Origin of the sequence: Vibrio misgurnus (assembly GCF_029635775.1) — a bacterium.
In the GTDB taxonomy this organism is placed as follows: Bacteria; Pseudomonadota; Gammaproteobacteria; order Enterobacterales; family Vibrionaceae; genus Vibrio; species Vibrio chanodichtyis.
This window is the reverse complement of sequence record NZ_CP113242.1, coordinates 535,188-560,311: the sequence shown is the minus strand read 5'-3', so window position 1 is coordinate 560,311 and position 25,124 is coordinate 535,188. Positions and strand designations below refer to the sequence as shown.

At 46.6% G+C, this 25,124-nt stretch carries 21 protein-coding genes and 1 pseudogene; 12 read left to right on the top strand and 10 right to left on the bottom strand.

Annotated features, from left to right (window positions below):
• Window positions 1–83: 83 nt before the first annotated feature.
• Entirely contained in the window at window positions 84–1,112 is a 1,029-nt protein-coding gene (locus tag OOK74_RS14265) for a LacI family DNA-binding transcriptional regulator (protein ID WP_274721715.1), read from the bottom strand.
• Between the two features lie 248 nt (window positions 1,113–1,360).
• On the opposite strand from OOK74_RS14265, the gene OOK74_RS14260 reads away from it, so the two are divergent.
• From OOK74_RS14260 to ulaA, 3 genes are read left to right on the top strand one after another with little or no spacing between them, the layout of a single operon-like run.
• On the top strand, window positions 1,361–1,804 hold the full coding sequence (locus OOK74_RS14260; protein WP_274721714.1) for a PTS sugar transporter subunit IIA: 444 nt from the start codon (window positions 1,361–1,363) through the stop codon (window positions 1,802–1,804).
• A 48-nt stretch (window positions 1,805–1,852) separates the two neighbouring features.
• Entirely contained in the window at window positions 1,853–2,140 is a 288-nt protein-coding gene (locus OOK74_RS14255) for a PTS sugar transporter subunit IIB (protein WP_274721824.1), read from the top strand.
• Between the two features lie 9 nt (window positions 2,141–2,149).
• On the top strand, window positions 2,150–3,406 hold the full coding sequence (ulaA, locus tag OOK74_RS14250; protein ID WP_274721713.1) for a PTS ascorbate transporter subunit IIC: 1,257 nt from the start codon (window positions 2,150–2,152) through the stop codon (window positions 3,404–3,406).
• A gap of 84 nt (window positions 3,407–3,490) precedes the next feature.
• Here the strand turns inward: ulaA and def are convergent, their stop codons facing one another.
• Both def and OOK74_RS14240 read right to left on the bottom strand, forming a co-directional pair.
• The gene (def, locus tag OOK74_RS14245) at window positions 3,491–3,997 is read right to left on the bottom strand and encodes a peptide deformylase (RefSeq protein ID WP_277206447.1); all 507 of its coding nucleotides are present in this window, start codon (window positions 3,995–3,997) and stop codon (window positions 3,491–3,493) included.
• Window positions 3,998–4,222: 225 nt separating this feature from the next.
• Window positions 4,223–7,966 (bottom strand): M66 family metalloprotease, encoded by a 3,744-nt coding sequence (locus tag OOK74_RS14240; protein WP_278183616.1) that lies wholly within the window; start codon window positions 7,964–7,966, stop codon window positions 4,223–4,225.
• A gap of 393 nt (window positions 7,967–8,359) precedes the next feature.
• Here OOK74_RS14240 and glpT point away from each other — a divergent pair.
• Window positions 8,360–8,545, top strand: a pseudogene (gene glpT / locus OOK74_RS14235) (glycerol-3-phosphate transporter); the annotation flags it as partial.
• Between the two features lie 160 nt (window positions 8,546–8,705).
• On the opposite strand, the gene OOK74_RS14230 reads toward glpT, so the two are convergent.
• Window positions 8,706–8,966 carry a DUF3012 domain-containing protein gene (locus OOK74_RS14230; protein WP_166015266.1) on the bottom strand — a complete coding sequence of 87 codons (261 nt, stop codon included), beginning with the start codon at window positions 8,964–8,966 and terminating at the stop codon, window positions 8,706–8,708.
• 280 nt (window positions 8,967–9,246) lie between these two features.
• On the opposite strand from OOK74_RS14230, the gene rbsD reads away from it, so the two are divergent.
• From rbsD to OOK74_RS14200, 6 genes are all read left to right on the top strand, one after another.
• Entirely contained in the window at window positions 9,247–9,666 is a 420-nt protein-coding gene (gene rbsD, locus OOK74_RS14225; RefSeq protein WP_277206445.1) for a D-ribose pyranase, read from the top strand.
• 43 nt (window positions 9,667–9,709) lie between these two features.
• Window positions 9,710–11,032 carry an L-fucose:H+ symporter permease gene (gene fucP / locus OOK74_RS14220; protein WP_278183351.1) on the top strand — a complete coding sequence of 441 codons (1,323 nt, stop codon included), beginning with the start codon at window positions 9,710–9,712 and terminating at the stop codon, window positions 11,030–11,032.
• Window positions 11,033–11,085: 53 nt separating this feature from the next.
• Window positions 11,086–12,105 (top strand): aldose 1-epimerase family protein, encoded by a 1,020-nt coding sequence (locus OOK74_RS14215; protein ID WP_278183350.1) that lies wholly within the window; start codon window positions 11,086–11,088, stop codon window positions 12,103–12,105.
• A gap of 152 nt (window positions 12,106–12,257) precedes the next feature.
• Complete coding sequence (rbsK, locus tag OOK74_RS14210; protein ID WP_278183349.1) at window positions 12,258–13,178, top strand: ribokinase; 921 nt, start codon at window positions 12,258–12,260, stop codon at window positions 13,176–13,178.
• An 11-nt stretch (window positions 13,179–13,189) separates the two neighbouring features.
• Window positions 13,190–14,209 carry a substrate-binding domain-containing protein gene (locus OOK74_RS14205; RefSeq protein WP_278183347.1) on the top strand — a complete coding sequence of 340 codons (1,020 nt, stop codon included), beginning with the start codon at window positions 13,190–13,192 and terminating at the stop codon, window positions 14,207–14,209.
• A 111-nt stretch (window positions 14,210–14,320) separates the two neighbouring features.
• Entirely contained in the window at window positions 14,321–16,000 is a 1,680-nt protein-coding gene (locus tag OOK74_RS14200) for an RluA family pseudouridine synthase (protein WP_278183615.1), read from the top strand.
• 49 nt (window positions 16,001–16,049) lie between these two features.
• On the opposite strand, the gene OOK74_RS14195 is transcribed toward OOK74_RS14200, so the two are convergent.
• Window positions 16,050–17,819, bottom strand: coding sequence for a SulP family inorganic anion transporter (locus tag OOK74_RS14195; protein ID WP_430741983.1), 1,770 nt, complete (start codon window positions 17,817–17,819; stop codon window positions 16,050–16,052).
• A 171-nt stretch (window positions 17,820–17,990) separates the two neighbouring features.
• Here OOK74_RS14195 and OOK74_RS14190 point away from each other — a divergent pair, with 171 nt between their 5' ends.
• Window positions 17,991–18,629: an HAD family hydrolase gene (locus OOK74_RS14190; protein WP_274721704.1), complete on the top strand. Its 639-nt coding sequence runs from the start codon at window positions 17,991–17,993 to the stop codon at window positions 18,627–18,629.
• A 186-nt stretch (window positions 18,630–18,815) separates the two neighbouring features.
• Here OOK74_RS14190 and OOK74_RS14185 read toward each other — a convergent pair whose 3' ends face one another.
• The 5 genes from OOK74_RS14185 to ltnD form a co-directional block, all read right to left on the bottom strand.
• Window positions 18,816–20,270, bottom strand: coding sequence for a GntP family permease (locus OOK74_RS14185; protein ID WP_274721703.1), 1,455 nt, complete (start codon window positions 20,268–20,270; stop codon window positions 18,816–18,818).
• A 129-nt stretch (window positions 20,271–20,399) separates the two neighbouring features.
• Window positions 20,400–21,176 carry a 2-oxo-tetronate isomerase gene (gene otnI / locus OOK74_RS14180; RefSeq protein ID WP_278183345.1) on the bottom strand — a complete coding sequence of 259 codons (777 nt, stop codon included), beginning with the start codon at window positions 21,174–21,176 and terminating at the stop codon, window positions 20,400–20,402.
• Window positions 21,176–21,823 carry a 3-oxo-tetronate 4-phosphate decarboxylase gene (gene otnC / locus OOK74_RS14175; RefSeq protein WP_274721701.1) on the bottom strand — a complete coding sequence of 216 codons (648 nt, stop codon included), beginning with the start codon at window positions 21,821–21,823 and terminating at the stop codon, window positions 21,176–21,178. The genes otnI and otnC overlap by 1 nt, the downstream gene beginning before the upstream one ends.
• 11 nt (window positions 21,824–21,834) lie before the next feature.
• Window positions 21,835–23,091, bottom strand: coding sequence for a 3-oxo-tetronate kinase (gene otnK, locus OOK74_RS14170; RefSeq protein ID WP_278183344.1), 1,257 nt, complete (start codon window positions 23,089–23,091; stop codon window positions 21,835–21,837).
• A gap of 25 nt (window positions 23,092–23,116) precedes the next feature.
• A complete protein-coding gene (gene ltnD / locus OOK74_RS14165) occupies window positions 23,117–24,025 on the bottom strand; it encodes an L-threonate dehydrogenase (RefSeq protein ID WP_278183343.1) in 909 nt (302 codons plus the stop codon).
• A 283-nt stretch (window positions 24,026–24,308) separates the two neighbouring features.
• Here ltnD and OOK74_RS14160 point away from each other — a divergent pair, with 283 nt between their 5' ends.
• Window positions 24,309–25,073 (top strand): DeoR/GlpR family DNA-binding transcription regulator, encoded by a 765-nt coding sequence (locus OOK74_RS14160; protein WP_274721698.1) that lies wholly within the window; start codon window positions 24,309–24,311, stop codon window positions 25,071–25,073.
• Window positions 25,074–25,124 lie beyond the last annotated feature (51 nt).

The window sequence follows — 25,124 nt, the reverse complement described above, 5'->3', positions numbered from 1 at the left end:
TATTTAACCGTAACAGATCCAACGTAAAGCACCGTTGTAGGAAGGTAAAGTTGAGTAAAGGGCAAACCCTCTTGGAGAACGGATTATTTTGGCTGTGTGCTGGTGCGAGGTTTTAGCTGAAAGCCCAAATTACTCACCAGTTCAAATGGCTCACCATTGATGGCCTGTAGCAATTGATTGGCTGCATGTAAGCCCATGTGCTCGTAGTCATATTCTGCGCAGCTCAAGCTGGGAAACGCATGTTCCGCCATAGTGGAACCTTCCAAACAAATTAGTGCGATATCAGTGGGGACTTTAAGTACACGACGATGACACTCAAATAATGCGCCAATCGCAATCTCTTCATGGCTACAGACTAAGGCATCGAGTGATGAATCTCTTAGCAGCAGTTTCGATACCCCTTCTACCCCCAATTGCGCGGACGGCGCTTGCGGTGTGGTGAGAAAATGATCAGGGGCCAAGTAGCTTTCAATCATGGCCGTCTGCCAACCGTGCAGTTTTTTTTGCAGCGTGGAATGATTGCCCCGTGCGCCAATAAAGCCAATGTTTTTAAAGCCTTGTTCAATCAGGTGCCGCGTACACATTCGGCCGACCTCAAAATAATCTACTCCGATATTCATATAGCGAGAGGCACGGTTTAATTCTGCGATTTCAAGCACAGGTGTATTAGCCAAGTGCAGTAATTGGTGGGTGCGTTCACTATGGTGACTACCGAAAAGCACCACACCGGCAGGGCGATCTTCTAAAAATGTGCTCAGCAGTTGTTGTTCTTGCTCCACCGAGTAGCCACTGTAACCCAGTAGTAGCTGATAACCGGCTTGATTAAGCTGCTGCTGAAAACTCGGTAAAAAATTAGCACAGGATTTTTCTAGCAAGGATGGCAAGATCAAAGCGATGGAGCGACTGGCGGCAGAAGCCAAGGCTCCCGCGGCTTTGTTAGGAATATAACCAAGTTCATCAACCACTTGTTGAATTTTTTCTCTGAGCTTATCCGAGACCAGTTGCGGCGTTCTCAACGCCCGCGAAACCGTCATCGTGCCCACCCCAGCCTGTTTAGCGACATCCGCTAGAGTCACATTTCCGGTATTTCTTCTTTTGCGCGTTTCACTCATTTCGATTTTAACTATTGGTTTTGATTTGAGACTGCCGCCACTGACAACAACCTAGCAATGGCCTCGAGTGTAACTCATCGTCATCCAAAGCGACCATGTGAAAATCCTTGAATAAACCGAAATGATAGCGCTATCACAAATAATGGTAGCGCTATCAGTAGTGACGTTCATTTGTGATCACCATCGGTTTTTCTTCACCGCATCATCGCTAGAGTAGCGCCATCAATAACGACTTATTGGAAAACTGAATGTTACGTGAGCTAATTACCCGTGAGGTGATTCGTATCTACCCAAGCGCGAGTGACTGGCGAGATGCGGTGCAAAAATCGTGTCAGGCGCTGATCGATAATGGTGCTGTAGAGCCACGCTATGTGGATGCTATTTTTCGTAGCCACCAAGAGATTGGTCCTTACTACGTGGTTGGTCCAGGCATGGCAATGCCCCACGCCAGACCGGAAGATGGGGTCAATCGTCTCTCTTTAGCGATTACCGTGATCCAACAAGGTGTTAATTTCAATTCTGATGGAAATGATCCCGTAAAAATGCTGGTCACCCTTGCCGCTACGGACAGCGAAAGCCATGTCGGGGCGATTGCCAAACTGGCAGAACTGTTTATGAATGAAGAACATGTCGCACAAATTTGTGATGCGCAAAGCGTGGACGATGTGCTAGCAGTCATCCAAAACTATTAATCCGCTTTATCCCCAAGCGGAACTCAACAAAATAAAAGGTACTGAATGATGAAAATTATGGTGGTTTGCGGAAATGGTTTGGGCACCAGCCTAATGATGGAAATGAGCATCAAAGCGATCGTAAAAGATCTGCAGGTTGATGCGCAGGTCGACCATATCGATCTTGGCAGTGCGAAAGGGACTCAATGCGATATTTTTGTTGGTACTAACGATATTACCGATCAATTAATCGCACTTGGGGTAACCCCGAAAATTGTCAGCCTTGCCAATATGGTGGATAAAGTTGCAATGAAAGAGCGTTTGTCAGTAGCACTGCAAGAGTTAGGCGCACTATAAGGAGGCGTTATGGAGTTTTTCAGTTTCTTAATGAATGATGTCCTATCAGAACCAGCGGTTCTGGTTGGGTTGATTGCACTGATCGGTTTGATCGCACAGAAAAAACCGCTGACCGAATGCATTAAAGGCACCGTCAAAACCATTTTGGGTTTTATCATTCTTGGTGCAGGTGCTGGGCTGGTGGTCAGCTCACTGGGTGATTTTGCAACCATTTTCCAACAAGCGTTTGGTATTACTGGCGTAGTGCCTAACAACGAAGCGATTGTCTCGATTGCACAAGAAGCTTTTGGCAAAGAGATGGCGATGATCATGTTCTTCGCTATGTTGGTTAATATTCTGATCGCGCGTTTAACCCCTTGGAAATTTATTTTCCTCACTGGGCACCATACCCTCTTTATGTCGATGATGGTCGCCGCGATCCTCTCTTCAAGTGGCATGAGCGGCGTGGCGTTGATTGCTCTCGGTTCATTAGTGGTTGGCTCAGTGATGGTACTGTTCCCCGCGATTGCGCATAAATATATGAAGCAAGTAACTGGATCGGATGATGTTGCCATCGGCCACTTTTCTACCCTCTCTTATGTACTGGCTGGCTTTATTGGTAGCAAATTCGGTAATAAAGCCCACTCCACAGAAGAGATGAACGTGCCGAAAGGGCTGCTATTTCTACGTGATACACCGGTAGCGATCTCCTTCACCATGGGCATTATTTTCATGGTGACTTGCCTGTTCGCTGGTGGTGATTTTGTGCGTGAAGTGAGTGGCGGCAAACATTGGTTTATGTTTGCACTGATGCAGTCGATCACCTTTGCTGGTGGGGTGTACGTCATCTTACAAGGTGTGCGTATGGTGATTGCAGAAATTGTCCCTGCGTTTAAAGGTATTTCCGATAAGCTGGTGCCAAATGCCAAACCGGCACTTGATTGCCCAGTGGTATTTCCATACGCACCAAATGCAGTGTTGGTGGGATTCCTATCGAGCTTTGCTGCTGGTTTACTTGGGATGTTCCTGCTGTATATCATGGGTTTAACTGTGATCATTCCTGGGGTGGTACCACACTTCTTCGTCGGTGCGGCGGCTGGGGTATTTGGTAATGCGACTGGCGGACGCCGTGGGGCGATCCTCGGAGCATTTGCCCAAGGTTTACTGATCACCTTCTTGCCAGTCTTCCTGATGCCAGTGCTCGGTGATCTTGGTTTTGCCAATACCACCTTCAGTGATGCAGACTTTGGCGCGGTTGGTATTTTGCTCGGTTTGATTGTTCGCTAACTGTTTAAAATCCCATCGAGATAAAATAAGGCCGCTCATTACCGGAGCGGCCTTATTATTTGGCAATCATCATCGCGTCTGTGACTAACGGGCGCGATTTTTAACGTATTTTTTAACTTTTTTCATCGCCATTTGCTGCTTTAGCGGCGATAGGTAATCAATGAACAGATTACCGCCAAGGTGATCAATTTCATGCTGCAACACAATGGCTAAAAACTCGCTGGTTTCAATGCGCAGTGGCTGACCATCACGATCCAGTGCTTCCACCACCACCGAGGTATAACGCTCAACATCAGCGTAATAGTCCGGTACCGAGAGGCAACCCTCTTGCCCCATCTCTTTATTGCTGCCACTGACCACGCGTGGGTTGATCAATACCAGCGGCTGATCACGCTCGTCAGAGAGATCAATCACCACGATTGCCTCTTCACGGCCAACTTGTGGCGCAGCAAGGCCAATGCCATTGTCGGTGGCATATAAGGTATCGAGCAAGTCATCAATCAAGCTTTGCACTGCCGCAACATCGGTTACCGATTTCGATTGAACGCGCAGTCGTGGATCGGGTGCAGTAAGAATCTCTAGAACAGCCATGGTTTCCTTGAATCATAAGATTGAATAAAAATAACGCGGCGTAAGATAGTGCTTTCTCTGTCATTTGTAAACCTGTCCTGAACTCTCAGCCCATCAGGGGTGATGGCATATTCAGCAAGCAAAATCTCAATATGGCACCAGAAACCGCCTCTCACGGTATGTAAAATAAAAAGAAAGCCAGTCATTATGACTGGCTTGAGTAATTAATGAACAAGTTCAAAAGCGTTAAAACTGACCTAAATATTCCCAATTACTATTGCTTGGGTTGGGATCGGTCGGATAAGGGAAATAACCGTATTTGGTCGTTTTCAAACGATAATAGTGATAACCGCCGCGGAACACGTATTGATAAATATCGTTGACAGTACCATTTTTACCATCGCTACCCCAGATACCCATTTCCTCTTGTTGGTACCACTCCAGTAAGCTCTGTTCAAAGCTGGCTAGATCGTGGTTGAGCTCACTGATATAGGCTTGAATTGTGCTATCACTGCCCAAGAAATACCAATCTTGATTGGAAGCGTGATGAGCAGGAAATGCATCACCGACACCGGGGCGCTTTTGCACAAAGTAATGGTTTTCACCATCAATTTGCCCAACAAATACCGCATTCGGTGACTCTTCCCAACGGGTGGTGGTGCGTTCATCCCAAGTCAGTAAACGTGCAACCCCGAAGTAGCTTTGTACACGTGCCGCCACGCTGATCCCTTCCGCTCGGTTAAGCTTAATCGGGTTAAAAGCGAAGTTAACGTGATCATCGGCAGAACCTAGGTATTTCCAACCTTGATTACTGGTTTGATCGCTTGGAAAGTCTTCGGCTTCTAGCGTACGCATCACAAAGTAATCACGTGTACCAGTGGCTGGATTAGCAAATACATACACTGCTCCAGCACGACGTTCGGTTTTATTCACGCCATTGTTTAAGATGCCGTTGCCATAATGCTCTGCGATAAAATCATCAAACTGCGTGAGCGTGGCAAAATCAGTACTGATTAAGGTTTCATTTTGCACGAAGGTTTTAGTCACATCGATCACTTGGCTATAGCCGTATTCCTGACCAATAATGATCGGGCCTTTCAGCTCATCTAATGGCGGATTTTGATCCGGCGTAAAGCGCGTCAACTCAGTGACTCCATTCACATCAGCACAATTCAAACTGACTTGACTCGGCACACCATTATCCAGCGCTAAGTTGACATGGAACTTATTGCTGTCCGTGGTCTTATGACGGCTGCCAGGTAGAGCAATGTGAGTAGTGCCATTGCGCTGCTCAACCACTAATTCACAGCGACGCTGAGAGCTCATCGTTCTTGGCAATACTTCATTGGTGCGAATTGCATAGCTCCAAGTTCTGCTTTCGGCGTTATTTTTAACCCCTTCGACTTGATCACAGCGCCCATTACGTACAAAACCTGCCCCATCATGGCGGCCATTGTCTGCGGGCTTATTTAACGTACAAAGCTGCACTTCACCAATCTCTGCATTGGGTGTGTAAGTCACATTCCCTTCACCGGCTTGCGAGAGCAGTGCATAGTCACCGACTGGCGAATCAATCTGGTAATCGTTATACCAGCGCATATCTCGGCTGCCTTCACACACATTGCGCTCGGCATTAACCGCCCCGACAAAAGTTGCGGTTTCACCATTGGTATTGGTGTAGTCAAAACGACAAATCGGCAATTGCTCACCATCGATCAGCAATGTTTGCCAATCGGTCGCGTTAAGCTGTGCAGGGGTCAAATTAGCCACTACTTGCCAACCTTCTAGCTGATATTCCATCGATTCAGGTTGTGCTAGCTCAAATAGATTACCGTAGTTGGAATAAATCAGCGGATAAATTTGGCTTGGATGAGTATTTTGTGGATCATAAATCCCCAGCAGGGTGACGACTGGTACACCAATTTGCTGCGGTTTAGGCGTGTCGGTTTCAACCGTTTTGTAGCTTTGGCTAGCTTGATCCCACTGTACATACCCACTTGGGCTACTACGATCAAGATTAAAGCCTCCGTTCATCCAGTTTTGCGCTTTACGTGATTGCGCTGGGTGTTCAAGGGTAAAGCGGCTGATGGTGCCCACGTATTCTTGCTCACCACCATTTTGCGCATCGCGCAGAAAACGGAAAGCATCTTTGAATGGCGGAACAATATCATCCCCTTGTTGCTGGGTATAAACATCACCTTTCCAGTGTAAGTTACCAATAAAGCGTTGGTGGAAAGCATCCCATCCCCAACCGGACTCCATATCGTGCAGTGAAGCCATGTATGGATAATGTCCAAGGCCATAGTTATGCCCCAACTCGTGAGACCACTCATTACCCGTGGTATCTTCTAGCGTCACGATGCCACCACCACCACTGCCACCATGCACCACCACTTGGGCAAGATCGGTATCTTGCTGGGTGTAAACCCCAACATTGGTGTGCGCGGTAATATGGTTATAACGACGGTTATACTGCTGGGTATAGCCTTCGCTGCTTACAATCCCAACGTTGGCATTGTTAATACCGGTCGACACCAGCGCCTTACCAATCGCTTCACGCATATCACCGCTATGCCATCCGCCAGTACTGGCACTTTTATCGGTGTACACCACACCGTTAGGCATGGTCACCACAGGGAAGTGCGCTGGAGTATAGTCCGCCATCACCAACTTAGAAGCGGGGATCTTTTGGAAATAGTCAGCGGTGAGCGTAGGTAAATTTTGGATCATGGTATTGCGGTTACGCGGTTCCGTCAGCATACCGATATCGATATTTTGAATCACCAACTCTGGCGCACCACCAAATTGGATCTCACCTTGACTAAGCACACCTTCGCGTCCCAAGTTGTCGATTAAGCGCAGCGACAAGCCAGGCTGCATCCAGTTCCATTGCAAAGGCAGTGACCAAGCGTAGTGTGAGAACACCACTTTCATTCGACCATTATCCGGTTGATCGGAGGCCGCTAAGGCACTGGGTGGCAGCATTAAGCTGCGCTGTACTAATTCACCATCAAGATACACTTCAGCGTGGATCTGGTTAATCTCCTGATCTGACTGAGGGGTAAACAGCAACATGGCTTCACGATTAACGATCGCATCTAAGTGACCTTGACCCGTGAACTGATTACCATTGGGAGCGACCGATGTGTGAGTTTGCGTGATACCTAAGCCGCCGATTAAGCTGCCTTGTAAATGATTGACCACTTCAATCTCATCGGCAAACCCTTCACGCGGCTCTTGAGTCGTAAAACGCACAGTTTGTGGCTGCGCACAATCGAGCACATTGCAGGACTGCAGCGTGATTTCATATTCGGTTTGCGGCTGCAATCCCCCCACAAAAAAGCCTGCGCTAACCTGCTCAAAACGGCGTACTGCACTGCGATTGCTGACACTTGTCACCGTTAAGGTCACATTGTCCTGCTCAGTTTGCCCAAGCCAGTCAAAAGAAGCACCTTGATCCGACAAACTGGAAACCGTTAGCTCGGCTAACGTTGGCTGACTTAACTCGCCACAATTGGATGTTTCGGTACGATACACCACATCAGTTTCCCAGATGTAACTACCATCATCACGCTTAGAACCATGAGCCGCTGGGATATATTCAATAAAGCAGCCTCGGTCATCAGGTTGATAAACACCAAATTCACGGCTCATCAAATAAAAGCCGCTGTTGTACATCATAAATTCCCAACTCTGATCGACGAAATCGATCACGTTGCGATACGCGCTATCATCACCGCCTTCATAAGGCAGAAATGGAAAATGCAGGTCATTTTTGTAACTTAAACGGTATTCGATACCTCGGTAGGTGATCCAGCGTTCACCGTTACGCTCAAACACCCCTTCATCACGCTCAGCCATCGCTTTAATCGATTCGAGCCGCTCAACGGTTTTTTCACCTATCTGGATCAGTGTCAGCCCATCTTGTGCCAACGCTGATGCACTGCCTAATAGCCCAGCTATTACCAATGCTAATGGTTTCTTGTTGATCATCATCGGATTACCTATTTATTTTATTATCATAATGCGCCCAAATTTAGGCAGCAGTAACCCACAGGATCTCGGCGAGCGCACTCAGCGTTGATTCTGGATCTAGACAGCCAGGTTACCAATTCATTATCAGTTACAGAACGCCATTTCTAAAAAATGTGCTGAACCGCAACGGGAGAGGGGTTCCAACTTGGTCACAAGTAGAGAACAAAAATGAGAATCTGTGCCAGAAAATGAGCAATTGCGTTGACATGTCAAAAATCAATCACTGCTGACACATTAATAAACTGCGTGATTGTGCGTAACGCCACCTTTCGAAGCGACTCTCAAACTAATCGCTCAAACTAATCGCGTAGTGCACCAACACTCCAACCTCACGCTTTCAAGATTTATTTACCTTGTATTGAAAAGTACAAAAACGATTATCCCGATGATTATGATCCATCGTACGAAAGCGAGATGACCGCCAAACAGATCTTCTTCAGGTATTTGTTTAATAATAGACTGCTGTGGTCTATTGCGATTGCCAATCCTTTTGTTTACCTGATCCGCTACGGCGTATTAGATTGGGCTGCTGTCTGACTCAAAGAAGCCAAACATTTTACCGATGGCGGCTTGTTATTTCCGTACTGTGCTTGTGCTACGCACTGATTGGTGAGCGGCAATCTTACTCAAAAAAGCATACCGGATACCGCTATCGGTGTGCTTTTTACCGCACGACTCGACCAATAGCTTAGTTTCACAGCACGCAGTATTTGGCATAGGAACCTGCTTCATTAGCAGTCCAATCCCCTTTTGATTTTTGATCCATACCATCACACCATGACTGACTGCCGACTTCGTTGTTGAATAAACAGTGTTTAGCAAAATCGAGGGTGTTTTGGGTATTCCACTCACTTTTGGGTTTATCACGCATCCCATCACACCATGCTTTGCTGCCAACCTCGCTACAACCCGACAGCACCAGCAGGCTGAATATAACTAATAACGGTTTTTTCATCTCAATCCTCATCACCTTATTATTGCTTACTATCACTATACCAAACTACACCACAGTGGTGTTCAATCAGCGTGAAAACACGCCGTCGCCGCAAAATAATACTCACAAAAACGCATATCAGATTGCTGATTTTGCGGATCGTTTTCACACTCTGCCACTTTGCTACGTGCAAACGCGATTGAGTTTATTATTATGCCATCGAAACGTTTCGATGGCCGTTTTTTCATCATTTGAAACCACGCTATCGTGATCTAAACGTAAAATAATAAAAGGTATCCCTATGAAAAAAAGTACCCTACTCAACGCTGAACTCTCCTACCTGGTCGCCACACTGGGCCATACCGACCAAATCACGATTTGTGATGCGGGGTTACCCATCTCCGATGACGTAACGCGGATTGATCTGGCCCTGACTCATGGTGTGCCAGCCTTTTTGGACACAGTACGGGTGATATTATCTGAAACCCAGATTGAAAGCGCCATCATCGCCGAAGAGTTCGCCCAAGTCAGCCCTGAGCTACACCAAGCCCTATGCCAAGAGTTAGCCGCACAGCCGCCGATCAATGGTAAACCAATCACCATTCAATACCTCACTCATCAAGCGTTTAAACAACGCACGTTACACAGCCGCGCCATCGTCCGTACTGGCGAATGTACCCCTTACGCCAATGTGATTTTCCAAGCGGGTGTTACGTTTTAACTTGGTGATTGACTCTACGTCGTTTCGAAATGGAAGGTGAATTATGCTTATAAAAAATATGACCGAGCAACATGCGGATGGTTACTTAAATAAAACCCCATTGTTTCAGTTTTTACTGCTCTCTTCAGTCTTTGCCCTATGGTCAGCTGCGGCAGCCTTAAATGATGTGTTGATCACGCAGTTTAAAGCAATTTTTGAGCTGTCTAACTTTGCCTCAGCGCTGGTGCAATCGGCGTTTTATGGCGCTTATTTCCTCGTCGCGATCCCCGCTTCGATGGTGGTGAAAAAAACCTCCTATAAATTAGCAATATTGCTTGGCCTTGCCCTGTATATTTTTGGCTGCTTAATGTTCTTCCCTGCATCACATGCAGGCACCTACACCATGTTTTTGGCGGCGATTTTCTGTATCGCTATCGGCCTCTCATTCCTTGAAACGTCTTGTAATACTTATTCCGCCATGATTGGTGAGCCAGATCGCGCCACGTTACGGCTCAACGTGTCGCATACTATTAATGCCATGGGTTACATCGTAGGTCTTTTACTTGGTAAACATCTAATTTTTCAAGAAGATGTCAATATTCAGCACATGATGACGGTACTCAGTGGCGAGGAATTAGCGCTGTTTAAAGAGCAAATCTTGCAACAAACCCTCGAACCTTATAAATGGCTGGTGGGCATTATTGCAACCGTCGCCGCGTTGATTGCCATTACCGAATACCCGCACTGTAAAGCGCTCACTCATAACCAAACTCCGCAACCGACATTCGGTGAAACTTTCTCTTACTTAGCGGGCAATACTCGATTTTTGAAAGGCATCGTCACCCAGTTTGCTTATGTCGGCATGCAAGTAGCCGTATGGTCTTTCACTATTCGCCTAGCACTAGAGATGGACTCAACCATGATTGAGCATGATGCGGCCAACTACTTGTTGTATGCCTTTATCATGTATTTCTTAGGCAAACTATTGGCGAACTACCTGTTTACCAAAACCTCTCAAGAAAATGTGTTAATGGGTTACTCCGGCGTGGGATTTGTCTGCTTGCTGTACGTTGCTATTGTGCCCGATTTTAGCGCGGTATGGGTTGCGGTAGGCACATCAGCACTGTTTGCACCATGCTGGGCGACCATCTTTGCGTCAACGCTACAATCGGTTGATACCCGTTACACCGAAACGGCGGGTGGCTTTGTGGTGATGTCGATCATCGGCGGGGCAGCGGTTCCGGTCATGCAAGGCTTAATGGCCGATTCACTAGGTATGCAGGCCTCGTTTATGGTCAGTGCCGTGTGTTTTAGCATCGTATTTTTCTATTTTATGAGCGAAAAGAGACACAAAAAATCCTTTTCTTACACAGCCGCTAACGCGTGATTTTCACCACGGCCATTGACCGAACAATGGCCATTTTCGGTAAGAGATAAACTATGTTGACGATTCCGTTATACCGACAGCACTTCAGCACGCAGCGAACTCTACTGCTGCAATCGGATGATTTTCAAGTACACACTTTTCAGTACCACTCAGGTGTACAAGCCGTTGAAATTAAAAACTCACAAGGGCATTTGGTACTGCTGCCTTTTATGGGACAGATGATTTGGGATGCCAAGTTTCTCGGTACGGATCTGACCATGAAAAATATGTTTTCAGAGCCAAAACCGGGCAACACGATTGTCGAGACTTACGGCTGTTTTGCTTTCCACGCAGGGATGCTACGCATGGGGTGCCCAACTCCAGCAGATGATCATGTATTGCATGGTGAAATGCCCTGCGCTGCAATGGATCACGCTTGGTTAGAAATCACTCCTGAGCAAGTATCCCTTAAAGGCAGCTACGAATATGTGATGGGATTTGGCCATCATTATCTTGCTACTCCATCAGTGCAGTTAGGCAAAGACGCCAGCGTGTTTGATATTCAAATGTCGGTACAAAATTTAGCTTCAGTGCCGATGCCACTGCAATATATGTGTCATATCAATCCCGCTTATTTTAATAACGCAGTCATGAAACAAAACCTGCCAGATCAAGCATTTGCATTACGCGATAGCGTGCCTGCTCATGTGCAACCCACCGAGCAGTGGCTCGCTTATAATCAGCAGTTAAGCAGTTCGGCTCCCTTATCTACCCTCGATAAACCCCAGATGCATGATCCTGAAATTGTCTATTGCTTAGATAACCTTTCGCAATTTACCGATCAGGCCATATTTAAAATGGACATTGGCGATAAATATCTGGTGACCGAATTCAGCACCCAACAGTTCAATAACGCAACCCGCTGGATTTTATACAATCAAGATCAGCAGGTTGCCGCCTACGCTATTCCGGCAACGGGCCGACCAGAAGGCTTTCTTGCCGCACAACAAAAAGGCACGGTGATTTATCTGCAACCCAATCAGACACGTAGTTTTAAAGTGCGCACGGGGATCCGTTACTCCGATCCTCAGTGAGCCGTGCCAATACCAAGCGATCCTCACTTCTCTGCTGAATACCATGGCGGAAGGTGAACATTTTAATCTGCTCGATGCTAATCGTTCTGAGCAGTAGCACCCATATTGTGCTTTTCATAACATAAGGTTCATGAAGAACTAAGGACAACCCTATGAATAAATTGACGGTATTAGGTAGCGTTAACGCAGACCATGTACTGCAAGTGCCTTCCTTCCCTCGCCCTGGCGAAACCTTGCATGGGCGTAATTATCAAGTCATACCTGGGGGTAAAGGAGCAAACCAAGCCGTTGCCGCAGCACGTATGCAAGCCGATGTCAGTTTTATTGCCTGTGTCGGCGATGATGCGTTTGGGATCAATATTCGTGAAAGTTTTAAATTGGACGGGATCGATGTCTCCGCTATCAAGCTACAACCTAATTGCCCAACCGGCATTGCGATGATTCAAGTTGCCGATAGTGGCGAAAATAGCATTTGCCTGTCGGCAGAAGCCAATGCGAAATTAACCGCTTCCGCCATTGAGGCAGATCTGGAACACATTCGCCAAGCGAAATACCTGTTGATGCAGCTTGAAACGCCGATCTGTGGGATTGAACAAGCGGCTAAAGTGGCCAAACAGGCCGATACGGTCGTGATTTTAAATCCAGCGCCAGCTCGTGAGCTGTCAGATCAATTGCTCGCCTGCATTGATGTGATCACCCCTAACGAAACCGAAGCCGAAGTGTTAACCGGTGTTACGGTCTACGATGATGCCAGCGCCCAACAAGCAGCCGACGTTTTACACTGTAAAGGCATCGCAATTGTCATCATCACGCTCGGCGCAAAAGGCGTATGGCTAAGCCAAAATGGTCGCGGACAATGCATTCCCGGTTTTATGGTTAAAGCCACCGATACCACCGCGGCAGGTGATACCTTTAATGGGGCATTGGTCACTGGCTTGTTGGAGGAAATGCCTCTAGAATCAGCAATTAAGTTTGCCCACGCCGCCGCGGCCATTTCAGTCACTCGGTTTGGCGCACAAACCTCCATCCCAACCCGGGCAGAAGTGGAGGCCTTTTTAGCACAACACGCATAGGAGAAACACCAATGGCTACCATGAAGGATATCGCTCGACTGGCTGGCGTCTCCACTTCCACCGTTAGCCATGTGATTAATCAAAGCCGTTTTGTGAGTGATGAGATTGCTGAGCGAGTCAATAACGCGGCTCAGCAACTCAATTATGCACCGTCAGCGCTGGCGCGTAGCCTAAAAATGAACCGCACTAAAACCATCGGTATGCTTGTCACCACCTCAACTAACCCATTTTTTGGTGAGGTGGTGAAAGGTGTCGAGCGTAGCTGCTACCAGCAAGGCTATAACTTGATCCTGTGTAATACCGAAGGCGATCACCAACGCATGCAAGCCAGCATCAATACCTTGCTGCAAAAACGGGTCGATGGCCTGTTACTGATGTGTTCCAGCCTAGAAGGTGAACGGTTGGAGATGTTTGAGCGTTATCCCGATATTCCCGTGGTGGTAATGGACTGGGGCCCGATGCTGTTTGCCAGCGATAAAATTCAAGACAATTCGCTACAAGGCGGCTACATGGCGACCAAGTATCTGATTGAATGCGGACACCGCACCATTGGTTGTGTCACCGGACCTTTAGTGCGTCATCAAGCACAAATGCGCTATGAAGGTTATAAACGAGCATTGACTGATGCCGGAATAACCATTAACCCGGATTGGATTGTCGAAGCCGATTTCGAATGCACTGGTGGTTACCAAGCATTTGAAAAGCTTTGCCAACGCGGAACGCTGCCGAGCGCACTGTTTGTGTGTAACGACATGATGGCGATGGGGGTCATCCAAGCCGCTCATCATCGAGGAATGCAGATCCCCGATGATCTGTCGTTAATTGGCTATGATGACATTCATATTGCGAAATTTATGTCTCCCGCGTTAACCACCATTCATCAACCCAAATATCGCCTCGGTCAAGCCGCGATCGATACCCTGTTACATCGACTACAAAATCCACACGCCGCCCCCCAAGTAGTGCAGTTAGAGCCAACCTTGGTTGAACGCAGCAGCGTGAAAAAAGAATTGCCCTCGACAGGTGCTTAACGGTGATTGAGTACAGGTCAAACATCACCCACCAACACAGGAAAACACCACCTGACAAGTCGCTATAGAGCAGGTAAGATGCGCGTTTGCTTTGCCGATTCAATGCTGGTTATGTCTGCTTTACCGAACTGTTTTACTGATTTTGTTGCCCCCGTCAGCGAGATTGCGCTGCCTGAGCGTTTTACCTACCCATTTTGCTATCAGCCACACCGATTGTGTGAAATTGCCGCGCAACAGTTGCAAGAGCATCTGACCCAGCAAACCGAGTGGTACCATCCGTTTGGATTAACCGAAAGCGATCCGCTCGCCCACGGCAAAATGTTTGGTGTCTTAGTTGTGCAACATCACTCGGGAGCTCTAGGCTATTTAGCGGCATTTTCCGGTCAACTCGCAGAGCAAAATGAGCTACCCGGTTTTGTGCCTCCGGTATTTGACCGTTTTGCCGATCAACAGTTTTTTCGACTCGACGGTGATGAAATTGCCGCAATCAATCAGCAAGTTCGTCAACAACAAGCTGACCCAGAGCTAGCCCGGTTAGCAAACACGCTGGCAGATTATCAAGCCCAAGCGGCACAAGCGCTTGAGCAACAGCGCGCCTTAATGATAGAGCAGCGCCAAGTACGCAAACAACAACGAGCCGCAGCCGAGCAACGCCCGGTGGCAGAGCAAGCCGCGCTGTTTGCCGCGCTCGCGCAAGCCAGTGTGCAGCAAAAACGTCAATTACAGCTGCTCAAGCAAGATTGGCAGCAGCGAATTGCCGCACTAGAAAGTCAATTGGCGAGTAAACAAAACCATATTGAACAGCTCAAGCAGCAGCGTAAACAGCGTTCAGCGGCTTTGCAAAACAAACTCTTTTCCGCCTATCGTTTTAGCAATATCGATGGCACACAAAAAAACTTGCTCGAGCTGTTTGCCGCTAGCAAAAATCCGCAGCCACCCGCTGGTTCTGGTGAGTGTGCCGCGCCCAAACTGCTGCATTACGCATTTCAGCATCAGCTCAAACCTATCGCATTAGCAGAGTTTTGGTGGGGACGCTCTCCCAAATCGGAAATTCGTCAACATCGCAAGTTTTATCCGGCGTGCCAAAGCAAGTGCCAACCTATTTTAGCCCACATGCTACAAGGAATGGCGTTAGACGATAATCCACTATTGCATAATCCGGCGGCCAATCAGCAGATTAGCATTGTGTATCAAGATGAAGCGATCGTCGTGGTGAATAAACCAGCCGAGTTTCTCTCGGTGCCCGGCGTGCACATTCAAGATTCGGTCCTGACTCGCTTACAAGCACAATTTCCCGATACCGAGGGGGTGTTTGCCCTACATCGCTTAGATATGTCGACCTCTGGACTACTGGTGTTTGCGTTCACTCGGCGCGCCAATAAACATCTACAAAAACAGTTTATTACGCGTGCGGTGACGAAACGCTATGTGGCGTTACTTGATGGCAAGTTAGAACAAACTCAAGGTGAGATTAGATTACCGCTGTGCGGCGATCTCGATGATAGACCAAGGCAAAAAGTGTGTACACAACAAGGTAAGCCGGCACTCACCCATTGGCACACAGTACGGATTGAACAAGGCAAAACGCGCGTCTACCTCTACCCTCATACAGGGCGCACTCACCAACTGCGGGTCCATTGCGCTCATCCGCTTGGCCTTAACTGCCCGATCGTCGGCGATGATCTGTATGGCAGCCAAGATCAGCGTTTATATTTACATGCCGAGCAGCTAAGTTTTACTCATCCTTATACTCAGCAGCCGATGACCTTTGAGGTTGCAGCCGATTTTTAGACCAATAGGGGCTCAGACCTTGAGCCCCTATTGCCCCGATAACGCTCGCTTAAGCCACTTCCGTGGTGACCGGTTTTAACAGCACACTGATCTCCGGCTCTTTTTGTACCGCCGGGATCTGACCTTCTTCTATCGCACTCAAATAACAGCCACTGAGTTTGATGGCTAAATACATATCGGCCCGCAGCACAATTCCGCCTTCGGAAGTGCTAATCCCGGTTAATTCACACCAGTGACGCAGGCTACGCTTACGGCCAGCCAAAATCAGGCGGATACCGCGTTTTTTGAGTATGCCATGTAAGTCGGACAACATCGCCATCACACTCAGATCCAAATGGGTAAAACTCGCCACCGCATCAATAATCACACAGCTAAGCTGCGTCTCTTCACGCTCGGTTTGATCGAGGATGCGCCGCTTAAAATAAGGCGCATTAAAGTAAGTCAGGGGTGAGTTAAAACGGAAAATCACCATCCCAGGGATCGGCTTCGCTTTCTCCGTGCCATCCAAAGTGCGCAGTGTCCCCTCTTCATCTAGCCCCATCATTTGATCGCTAGGACGCATAATCAGTTTAAGGAATTGGAATAACCCCAGTAAAACCGCCAATGTAATACCTGGGATCACACCAATCACTAGCACGGCAATAAAGGTGATCAACGCGAGATAAAAGGCATCTTTATCGCGTTTTCTCAGATTCCAAATTCCTTGCAAATCAAGCAGCGATAATGAAGCGATCACTAACACCACCCCTAACGCAGCGACGGGAATAAACTGCAAGGGTTGATAAGCCAATACCGCGACTAGGGCAATGATTAAGGCGGCAATCACCGACACCAATTGCGATTTACCACCATTAGCATCATTGACCGCGGTGCGTGAATCGGCTCCACTAATCGCAAAACCTTGCGAAAATGCCGCCGCCAAATTGGCCACCCCAAGCGCACGAAACTCTTTATCCGCATCAATATCATAGCCATTTTTAGCGGCAAAGCTGCGCGCAGTCAGCATCATACTAACAAAACTGACCATGGCTAAGTTCAACGCGGGCATCACTAATTCACGGCTGATCCCCAGATCAAACACTGGCGCTTGAAACTCAGGCAGCCCACCTTGGAGCACGCCAACCACTTGCACGCCAACATCTTCAAGGTCGAAGCCCCAGACCAACAAAGCCGAAACCAAAATCGCAAACATGGCGGCTGGCCACCTTGGCTGCCAACGTTTAATCACCAAGTACATCACTAGCGTGAGCACACTCAAACTCAAGGTTTGCCAATGCAGGGCGTAAAGCAGCTCTGGTGCTTCAACAATTCGCTCCAATAGATAACGGTTTTCGAATTTCAGGCCCAATATTTTGGCAAATTGGCCGACAATGATCGTCAGTGCCACACCGTTGAGTAGTCCAAGTAGGATCGGCCGCGATAAAAAATCAGCGAACACCCCTAATTTGAGCCGACTGGCCAAAAGACACCACAAACCAGTCATCGCGGTCATGGTCATCACTAACTGCCAATGTTTCGTGGCATCCCCCGCAGCCAGTGGCGTAACAACCGCGGCGATAACCGCACACGTTGCCGCATCAGGCCCGACAATCAATTGCCGAGAAGTCCCCATCAAGGCGTAAACTAACATCGGCAGCACACAAGAATAGAGCCCGACAATCGCCGGCACGCCAGTCAATTGCGCATAAGCAATCGCCACCGGTAACGCCACCGCCACCACCGAAAATGCGGCACGAACATCATCGACTAACCAGCTTCGCTCATAACCTTGATATTGGTAGAGCCCCGGTAACCATTGTCTTACCCATGCTAATTTCATTTCATCCACCAGCCGACATTCAATTGTTATTCTTCTGCCACACAGTTTAGCGGAAATAAACCCAACTCTCTCGCTAATCTGCTGATTTTTAATACAAGATGTTTAGAGTTCTCACCCATCGATAAAATGTGTAACAATAGCGGCTCACTTTTTTTGAGGTAGGTGTAAGCAATGGAATTTCAAGCTGCCATTTTTGATATGGATGGCCTGCTGCTCGATACTGAGCGAGTCTGTATGCGCGTGTTTCAAGAGGCCTGTGCCGCTTGTGAGTTACCTTTTTATCAAGAGGTCTACTTATCCATCATCGGCTGTAACGCCAAAACCATTAATGGCATTTTAAGCCAAGCCTATGGTGATGATTTGCCACGCTTACATAATCAATGGCGTCAACAATACAATGCGGTGGTAATGCATCAAGCCATCCCACATAAAGAGGGGGTGATTACCCTGCTGGAGTGGCTAAAAGCTCGCTCAATCCGGCTTGCCGTCGCAACCTCAACGCAAAAAGAGTTAGCCTTGATCAAATTACAACTGGCAGGTTTAGATCACTATTTCGAGAATATTACGACCGGCTGTGAAGTGAGCCACGGTAAGCCTGATCCGGAGATTTACCTGCTCGCGGCACAGCGTTTAGGAGTGGAACCAAGCCAATGCCTAGCCTTTGAAGACTCCAATAACGGCATCAAAGCCGCGATGGCCGCCAAAATGCACGCCTTCCAGATCCCAGATTTAGTCAAACCAAGCCCAGAAGTAATCGCATTAGGCCACCCGATCTGCGCTCGATTAGATCACGTGATTGAACTGCTTTAGAAAAGTACCACTATCCTACAGCATAAGAACAATGCTCACCAAAAATCGGAACTTATTCAGTAAGTTCCGATTTTTACTACGCTTAAAAGCTAAATTAATTTCAGGGGTGATTATCAAAGCGTGTGATTAAAAAGCGCGTTCTCTCAATGAGAGCCTTACACTTTCCGTGTGCAAGGCTATGGTATTTTAACTGGTCGCAATCTCCGGCTTTACTTTATGCTGCTTATTCTTCACCCAAGCAATGACCACAATCAGAACTGCAATAGGAATGAGTGGGTCAATAAGCGTACCACCTTTTCCAAACACAAGGTTGAGTGCCATGATAATTGACGCTCCCACTGCCCAAGCGATAGTTGAAGAGACAGACCAAATCTTCAACTGGTCCATTAGCTCAGTAATCCCTAGTGTACGGTTGATAATATGGAAATATGAGTCGTTGAGATGCGAAAAACCGACCGGACCAACCGCGCACGCTAAGGCAACGAATACAGGATCTAAGCCAAGCGTCTCCACGAGTGGCAGTGTCATTGTTGCTGCCACCATCATTGAAGCAGTTGCTGAACCTTGAATAATTCTAAGCATTGATGCAATCGCGAGTGGTACCAGTAATGGCGGTATACCACTACTTGCAATCGCTTCTGCTACTTGTGGTCCAGCTCCAGAGGCTCTTAGCACCGCCCCCATTGCTCCACCGCAACCGGTTACCACAAGAATTAATCCTGTAGTAGACAATGCATCATCCATTGAACCTACCATATCTTTCCGTTCAATATGGCGAGTCAGGCCGTAAAGCGCCATTAACACGCCAATACCGACTGCAACAACGGGGTTACCAATAAGGGCAAGTATGGTATGAAACTCAGAATCACCTTTACCTACCAACGTATTAAAAAGAATTAGCGTGATAGGTACTAAAATTGGGCCAAAAGATAGGAAGTTACTTGGTAACTGTTTATCATCTGTTGCCTTAACCGCCTCTAAGTTTGCCCATTGTGCTTGGCTAGTAATCCACGTGTCACCTTGTGGAACTCGGTAGTATTCGTTGCCAATTCGACGGATATAAATCATCGACAACAGCATCATAGGAACTGACACCACTAACCCCCACAGCATATACTTGCCAAGATCGACACCAAGAATTCCTGCAACAGCAACAGGACCTGGTGTTGGTGGTACAAGTGCGTGAGTGATAAGTAAGCCTAGAGCTAAAGTGACACCAAGCCCAACCGCTGATTTTCCTGTATCTCTTGAAATAGCTCGCACAAGCGAGTGTAAAATGATGTAGGCGGAGTCACAAAATACTGGAATTGCAACCACGACACCAGTGAAACCAAGAGCCAAATCTTCTCGTCCTTTGCCACAAATTTTGACAAAAGTTTTCGCCATTCGTACTGCAGCACCTGAGCGTTCAAAACACGCCCCCATTATTACACCAAACGCGATAATGAGCCCTATCCCGCCCAATACACCACCAAAGCCAGCTTGAATCGCATTAATCAGTTCATTTGGAGCCATTCCTGCGAATAGACCCATAATTATGCTTGCAATAACCATTGCAAGTGCTACTGGAATACGTGTTTTTATGATCATCACCATCATGGCAATAATACCAATGATAATACCTATCAATGCTCCGTCCATTTGGGTTACCTTTTGTCTTTTGCTTTGTAGGGTAAGTGCCTATAAAAGTGATAAATGAACACTCATTGCACTTTTGATTTAACATTAAGTTAAGTCGCACAAATAATAGGAATAATCAGCAGTGCTGACTTATAAGTACGAATTGATCCAGCCAAGACCATCTAGCGTGGTTTTTCTTGGCTTATACTCACAGCCAATCCAATCTAGATAACCAGAGTCATCCAACACTTTAAACAGATGTGGATAATTCAACTCTCCTTCTGATGGTTCATGCCGTTCTGGGACTGAAGCGATTTGGACATGTCCTACATAAGGAGCAACCTCTCTAATCAATGAACTGAGATCGCCATCCATAATTTGTGCGTGGTAAAGATCTAATTGAAGCTTCACATTTGACCGATCAATTTGTTTAATCAACGCGACCGCTTCGCGCTGGTGTGCAATAAAATAATTTGGCACATCACGATTATTGAGCGGCTCAATCATCAATTCGATCCCCTGCTGTGCGAACTTATCTGCCGCATAACGTATGTTTGCGATAAAAGTGGCGATGTGTTGCTCCCGAGTAAAACGATCATCAAATATCCCTGCCATTGCGTGCACTTTTTTACAATTGAGGGCGTTTGCATAAACAATAGCGACTTCAACGCTGGCTCTGAATTCTGCTTCACGACCCGGGAGCGCCGCAAACCCTCGTTCGCCGGCATCCCAGTTACCCGGTGGCATATTGAACAGTGCTTGCTCAAGATCAAATTGCTTGATTTTACTTGCAAGTTCTGACGCCTGATAGGCATAAGGGAAAAGGAACTCAACCGCTTTAAAACCCGCTTGATGCGCCTTTTGAAAACGATCTAAAAACGGAACTTCAGTAAATAACATGGTCAGATTTGCTGCGAACTTTGCCATTATTTAGATCTCCCTTTTAAGTCTTGAATATCGTGGTCCGCTAAATAACGGATGTGACTATCTTTCAGAATGAATGCCAGTTTTGCTGTTTCTTCAAGCTCTTCTGCATTGTCTACCGCATCGACAAAATCAGTGCCAGTAACCACCGAACCGTGATTAGCCAATAAAAAAGCACGGAAATCACCCGCCCGCTGCGCTAATTCCTGCGCAATTTTAGGATCTCCTGGACGGAAATAAGGGATAACCGGTAACTCACCAATACGCATAACAAAGTAGGGAGTAAAAGGTTTGATTGCATTAGCAGTATCTATCCCTTCAAGACAAGAGAGTGCGGTTAAATAAGTCGAATGCAGATGAACTATCGCATTACACTTAGAATTGTTGCGATAAATTGCTAAGTGAAAGGCTACCTCTTTCGAGGGTTTGTGACCGGATATATGATTACCATCCTCGTCCACGACCGAAAGATCTTCTGCAACTAAACGACCAAGTGAGGTACCCGTCGGCGTTGCGAGAACCAGCCCATTGGGCAGTTTTAGTGATAAATTTCCAGCACCTCCGGTCGCATAGCCCCGTTCAAACATTGAGCGGGCTAGGCTAACCATCTGTTCTCGTAGCTGCTGTTCTGTCAGTAAATCATGGCTCATAATTACCCCATTTATGCAAAGAATGACTGTGCTTTGACAAAGAAATTTTCATCGCCAAAATTGCCAGATTTAAGTGCTAACGATAATTCCCCTTGTAAAGATTTGACCCATGGTACGCCAGGCGCTATTTGTGGACCGATATGGAAGCCTTTGACATTTAAACTTTGGGTAACAACACCCGACGTTTCCCCCCCTGCCACAATAAAATTCTTCACTCCATATTGCTGCAGTCGGCTTGCCAACTGACTGAATAAATATTCAACCGCCTGGCTTGATTGATGTGCGCCAAATTGTTGTTGAATCTCTTTTAGTGCTGGCGCATCGGTTGTGGCGTATATTAGTGGCGCAAATTCACCGTCAAGATTGCTGATAACCCAATCAAACAGCTGATTTATGTATCCGTCATCGGTCATACACGCTTGAACATTTATCGCGATATGAGGAGCCTTGGATTTGTAAACCTCCACTTGATGATTAGTCATCACTGAGCAGGAACCTGAAAAAACCACGGTTGGAGCTTTGGTGGGCTTACCCACTTGCTTGGCCTGAGTTTGATCTTCTAAATGCTCTAGCCAGTTCTTAGCTATGCCAGCGGCTAAACCTGAACCACCAGTCACTAATTTTAACGACTGCACCGCTTGTCCAAGTATCGCTAAATGATTAGAGTTAAATGCATCAACCACCGCATAGCGTTTACCTTGCTGCTTTAATTCGGCAAATCGCTTGATAACCGCCGATGATCCTTGCTCTATAACTTGAAAATTCACCAATCCCGTAGACCCTTGCGACTGTGAATCCATCATGCGTATTAAGCTAGAATCTGTCATTGGTGTTACCGGATGGTGGCGCATTCCCGAATCACTGAGTAAATCCTGAAATACAAATAAATGGCCGTTGTACACCGTACGTCCGTTGATCGGCAACGCTGGACACACCACGGTGAAGTCTTGATCTAATTCAGCCAGTAAAGCATCGGTTACCGGCCCTATATTGCCTTGAGCTGTACTGTCGAAAGTCGAACAATATTTAAAATAGAATTGCTGACACCCATTGGCTTGGAGCCATTTCAAAGCAGTAACTGAGTCAGAAATTGCCTGCTCTACAGGGCAGGAACGAGATTTAAGACTAATAACCACCGCATCAACGCTTACATCCATCTTCTGTTGTGGAATGCCGTTAAGTTGGACGGTACGCATGCCATTTTCGACTAAAAAACTAGCAATGTCGGTTGCACCAGTAAAATCATCTGCAATAACACCGAGTAACATAATTCGTTCTCCACTTTACGTGAGCTTATTGATTATTGATTTCCACACCAGGCAGCTTAATACCATCAAAAATTTTGATAACTGCACTATCATCTTCTTGACCAAATCCGGCATTACTTGCGCTGACAAACATGTTTAAAGCCGCACTGGATAGCGATAACGGAAATTTCAGATCTTTTGCAGTTTCCGATACTAGGTTTAAGTCTTTTACAAAAATATCGACCATCGATTTAGGAGAATAATCACCATCAACGACATGCTTCATGCGGTTTTCAAACATCCAAGAATTACCCGCAGCATGGGTGACGATGTCATACATCAGATCAAGCGGAATATTTGCTCGCGCCGCGAGAGCCATAGCTTCCGCACCCGCAGCAATATGAACACCAGCAAGTAGTTGATGAATAATTTTTACCGTGGCCCCAAGACCAATCGTTTCACCTATGTTGTAAACCTTAGTGGCTGTAGCACTTAACACTGGCTCTAGTACCTCAAATGTACTCTGGGCTCCAGATGCCATAATGGTCATTTCACCAGCCTCTGCTTTTACCGCACCACCGGACACCGGAGCATCCAGCATCACGAGATTATGTTTAGCCAAATTGGCTTGTATCTGTTTTGCATCTTGTGCTGAAATGGTTGCCGACACCATTACTGGGGTATTGGGTTTTAATGCTGCTGCAAGTCCATGTTTAAAAAGCACACTATTTACTTGCTCCGCATTAACCACCAGGATCAGCAGTGCATCAAGTTTATCTGCCAATTCAAGCGCGTTAGTTGAAACCGCTTTCGCACCATACTCTGCGAGTATCTTGAGCGCTTGAGGATTCAGGTCAAAACCATACACATCCAGACCTGCACGTATACATGACTTGGCGGCGCCCATTCCCATTGAGCCCAAACCAATCACACCGACTGATTGAATTTTTTTCATCACCATTAACCTTCCTAATCAGAGATTGAATTCAAATGCGTCACATATTGTTCACTATTGTGATTATATGTGAAAAACAAACCATAACTCAGACAGCAATCACATAAATTAACAACAGATAACACTTTATACTTGGCTTTTATCTATAACAGCCAAAAACACGCTTTAAATAGCCATGATGCTCATTTGCACTTGATGAATCGAACATAAATTCACATATATTCACATACATTAGAAAGTTTGTTAGGATATGAAAAACAGGTAGATAGAGAGAAGTGAAATCATGATCCCAGCCGAGCGGCAAAGAACTATTTTGTCCCTATTATCTCATCGGGAGGTATTGAGTATTTCAGATTTAACTGAGCACCTTAAGGTTTCACATATGACAATCCGTCGGGATATTGCCAAACTAGAATCTTCAGGCAAGGTCATTTCGGTATCAGGAGGAGCTCAATTAGCCCAAGCCTTACACGTCGAGTTATCACACAATGATAAAATAGAGCAGCAAGCGCATGAGAAAATCCATATTGGAAAAATTGCGATAGGTCTTATTGAGCAAAATGCGACTATTTACTTAGATGCCGGAACTACCGCTTTAGAGATTGCTCATCAAATAGCCGATCGAGCAGATCTTTTAGTGATCACTAACGACTTTTCTATCTCTAATTTTCTGATGAATAATGGTCAATGTGATCTATATCATACTGGAGGAAGGGTTGATCGAGAAAATCAATCAGCGATTGGCGGTAAAGTTGCAGAGTTCCTAAAAGGAATGAATATTGATGTGGCGTTTATCTCGTCATCCTCTTGGAGCATGAAAGGGCTATCAACCCCGAATGAAAATAAAGTACAAGTAAAGCAAGCTATTGCTCAAGCTGCTCAACTGAGCTATCTCATTTCAGATGCTACCAAATATGGCCGCATCGCAAGCTTTCACGCCTTAGATATTGAACAACTCAATGGGATTATCACCGACAAAAACCTTCCAAGCAACGTCGTACAGGATCTGCTTGATAAAGGACTAAATGTCTATACTGATATCTTGTAACCATATGCTGAAGCCGACAATCTACACGCTCCTGACTAGATAAGCATGACA

Excerpts from the sequence above, each read along its gene's own strand:
- OOK74_RS14265 (WP_274721715.1), bottom strand. The coding sequence starts at position 1,112 with ATGAGTGAAACGCGCAAAAGAAGAAATACCGGAAATGTGACTCTAGCG.
- OOK74_RS14260 (WP_274721714.1), top strand. The coding sequence starts at position 1,361 with ATGTTACGTGAGCTAATTACCCGTGAGGTGATTCGTATCTACCCAAGC.
- OOK74_RS14255 (WP_274721824.1), top strand. The coding sequence starts at position 1,853 with ATGAAAATTATGGTGGTTTGCGGAAATGGTTTGGGCACCAGCCTAATG.
- ulaA (WP_274721713.1), top strand. The coding sequence starts at position 2,150 with ATGGAGTTTTTCAGTTTCTTAATGAATGATGTCCTATCAGAACCAGCG.
- def (WP_277206447.1), bottom strand. The coding sequence starts at position 3,997 with ATGGCTGTTCTAGAGATTCTTACTGCACCCGATCCACGACTGCGCGTT.
- OOK74_RS14230 (WP_166015266.1), bottom strand. The coding sequence starts at position 8,966 with ATGAAAAAACCGTTATTAGTTATATTCAGCCTGCTGGTGCTGTCGGGT.
- rbsD (WP_277206445.1), top strand. The coding sequence starts at position 9,247 with ATGAAAAAAAGTACCCTACTCAACGCTGAACTCTCCTACCTGGTCGCC.
- fucP (WP_278183351.1), top strand. The coding sequence starts at position 9,710 with ATGCTTATAAAAAATATGACCGAGCAACATGCGGATGGTTACTTAAAT.
- OOK74_RS14215 (WP_278183350.1), top strand. The coding sequence starts at position 11,086 with ATGTTGACGATTCCGTTATACCGACAGCACTTCAGCACGCAGCGAACT.
- rbsK (WP_278183349.1), top strand. The coding sequence starts at position 12,258 with ATGAATAAATTGACGGTATTAGGTAGCGTTAACGCAGACCATGTACTG.
- OOK74_RS14205 (WP_278183347.1), top strand. The coding sequence starts at position 13,190 with ATGGCTACCATGAAGGATATCGCTCGACTGGCTGGCGTCTCCACTTCC.
- OOK74_RS14200 (WP_278183615.1), top strand. The coding sequence starts at position 14,321 with ATGTCTGCTTTACCGAACTGTTTTACTGATTTTGTTGCCCCCGTCAGC.
- OOK74_RS14195 (WP_430741983.1), bottom strand. The coding sequence starts at position 17,819 with ATGAAATTAGCATGGGTAAGACAATGGTTACCGGGGCTCTACCAATAT.
- OOK74_RS14190 (WP_274721704.1), top strand. The coding sequence starts at position 17,991 with ATGGAATTTCAAGCTGCCATTTTTGATATGGATGGCCTGCTGCTCGAT.
- OOK74_RS14185 (WP_274721703.1), bottom strand. The coding sequence starts at position 20,270 with ATGGACGGAGCATTGATAGGTATTATCATTGGTATTATTGCCATGATG.
- otnI (WP_278183345.1), bottom strand. The coding sequence starts at position 21,176 with ATGGCAAAGTTCGCAGCAAATCTGACCATGTTATTTACTGAAGTTCCG.
- otnC (WP_274721701.1), bottom strand. The coding sequence starts at position 21,823 with ATGAGCCATGATTTACTGACAGAACAGCAGCTACGAGAACAGATGGTT.
- otnK (WP_278183344.1), bottom strand. The coding sequence starts at position 23,091 with ATGTTACTCGGTGTTATTGCAGATGATTTTACTGGTGCAACCGACATT.
- ltnD (WP_278183343.1), bottom strand. The coding sequence starts at position 24,025 with ATGAAAAAAATTCAATCAGTCGGTGTGATTGGTTTGGGCTCAATGGGA.
- OOK74_RS14160 (WP_274721698.1), top strand. The coding sequence starts at position 24,309 with ATGATCCCAGCCGAGCGGCAAAGAACTATTTTGTCCCTATTATCTCAT.